Here is a 2,438-nt window from a genome sequence, read left to right on the forward strand (position 1 = left end):
AATTGAGCTACTTTGTTTAAGTTATAATCATTAGTTACAACTTTACCATTTATAACTTGAGCAAGTTTAAGAAGTTTACTATCAACTTCTGGTATATCATCAAAATCTTTTTCAGTTATCTCAACCTCTATATTTAACTCTTTTTGTATTATATTAAGTATATCAAGCCCTCTTCTTCCTCTAACTCTTTTTAAATCATCAGAAGAATCCGCAATATGTTGTAATTCATTTAATACAAATTTAGGTATAACTAGTCTACCTTCTATGAAACCAGTCTGACATATATCTGCTATTCTACCATCAATTATTACACTAGTATCTAGTATTTTAGGTGGTATTGATTTTATATTATTTTCTTTTTTACTTTGCTTGTCTTTTCCTAGTGCACTAGATAATCTACTTAATTTATTGATATTAAATAAGTCATCCCTACTCTTTAATGTAATTTTTACACCTATATAGCCCATAAATAAGTAAACTATTATAGATAATATAGTTTTTACTAAAGTCATTCCTTTTATTGAGCCAAATATTCCACCAACTATTAAATAAGCTATCACAAGCCCAATTATTAATCCTATAGACCCTAATAATATATCTGTTTGTGGATATTTAGATATTTCCTTATCTACTACCTTAATAAATCCTCTTACTTTTTTGAAAATCCAAGGACTTATTAAGAAGAATATTACTCCTACTAAAGCTCCTACTAATATACCTATTAAATATATGTTCTTTATACCAAAACTTAGATTTGGAAAGTATTGTACAATGTTTATATATGAAGTTGTTCCTAATACAACTCCTAATAATGCTATTAACATCCTTATTATTTTACTTAACAAAACTTCACCCCCTGTATTATGTGTGGTTTATATGTTATATGATATATCATATACATTAATTTTCTATGAATTTTTTATAAATTTTTCATTATATTTGCATATCTAATGAGGCCATTTTTTCCATTTTTATAAGTCCATTTTTTATATAAGTTGCTCTTATCTCACCTATACCTTCAACTTCATCTAGATCTTCTATTGAAGCAGATTGTATACTTTTAAAATCTTCAAAATAATTAATAATGTTCTCTATAATTGCGCTTGGTAATCTATGAATTTTATTTAATACTCTATATCCTTTAGGTCTAATTTCCATGTCCATACTTTCAGTTATTCCTGTATATCCAAGGATTTTAGATACCTTAACTAAATCTAATAGCTCATCATCAGTTAAACTTTTCATTTTTCTTTGAATATCTTTCAAATCTACATCGTCTTTTTTGTAATCCATATAGATCATCATTCTATCTCTTTTAGTAGTACCAATTAATTCTTCTAACTGCATTCTCACTAGGGTACCTTCCTCCCCTAATTCAATTACATACTTTTCTATTACATTTATTATTCTCATAACCATTTCTATTTTTTGAACAACTAATGCAACTTCATAAATAGTAACCATATCTTTAAACTCAAACGAGTTAAGATTAAGAATAGCTTGTTCTAAAACTGATTTATATTTTTCTAATGTCTGTAATGCTTGATTAGCTTTTGTAAATATCTTAGATATTTCTTCAACTACATACTTCTGTTCTCCCCTGTATACAGTTATTATATTTCTTCTCTGTGAAATAGATATTACTATACACCCTGTTTGCTTAGCAACCCTCTCCGCAGTTCTATGTCTAGTTCCAGTTTCTGATGTTTCAATAGAATAATCAGGTATAAGCTGAGCATTTGCTAATAATATTGTTTTCACATCTTCACTTAAAATTATAGCACCATCCATTTTCGCTAATTCATATAGATATGCAGGAGAATAATCAGCTTCTATCTTAAATCCTCCATCCACTATTTCAGATATTTGATCATCATTAGCTAATACTATAAGCCCACCTGTCTTTGCTCTTAAAACATTATCTAACCCTTGTCTAAGAGGTGTCCCTGGGGAAATTTTTCTAAGTGCATGAAGAAGATTTTTATTATCCATAATGTTATCAGTATTATACATTATTATTCATCACCCCCTTAATACATCATTTATAGCTTGTCTTAGATTATCTACAGGTACAATTTCTATTCCTTTTGTATCTTTTACTGCTGCATAATTATTTCTAGGAATGATTATTTTTTTAAATCCAAGTTTTTTACACTCAGCTATTCTTTTTTCTATATAGCTAACTGCTCTAACTTCACCAGTTAATCCTACTTCACCTGTAACAACAATATCTCCATTAATTGGTATATTTCTAAAACTTGAAGCTACAGCTAGTATTATTCCTAAGTCCATAGAAGGCTCATTAATTTTAATTCCACCAACAACATTTATATATACATCTTGGTTTTGAATTTGTAATCCTACCCTTTTTTCTAAAACAGCTAATAATAGAGCTACTCTATTATAGTCTACTCCTGTTGCTGTCCTTTTCGCAATAC

The 2,438-nt window shown here is 28.1% G+C and carries 3 protein-coding genes; all 3 read right to left on the bottom strand.

All coding sequences use genetic code 11. From position 1 onward, the window contains the following. Positions 1 to 845 (bottom strand): PIN/TRAM domain-containing protein (locus J7G74_RS16410; protein WP_297137380.1); only part of this gene is annotated, 845 nt, incomplete at its 3' end. 88 nt (positions 846 to 933) lie between these two features. Then, positions 934 to 2,013 carry a DNA integrity scanning diadenylate cyclase DisA gene (gene disA / locus J7G74_RS16415; RefSeq protein ID WP_297137382.1) on the bottom strand — a complete coding sequence of 360 codons (1,080 nt, stop codon included), beginning with the start codon at positions 2,011 to 2,013 and terminating at the stop codon, positions 934 to 936. Positions 2,014 to 2,022: 9 nt separating this feature from the next. Next, a partial coding sequence (locus tag J7G74_RS16420; protein ID WP_297137385.1) for a S16 family serine protease occupies positions 2,023 to 2,438 on the bottom strand: 416 nt, incomplete at its 5' end.

Origin of the sequence: Terrisporobacter sp. (assembly GCF_017888745.1) — a bacterium.
In the GTDB taxonomy this organism is placed as follows: Bacteria; Bacillota; Clostridia; order Peptostreptococcales; family Peptostreptococcaceae; genus Terrisporobacter.

Coding starts and splice junctions, on each gene's coding strand:
- disA (WP_297137382.1), bottom strand. CDS start 2,013: ATGTATAATACTGATAACATTATGGATAATAAAAATCTTCTTCATGCA.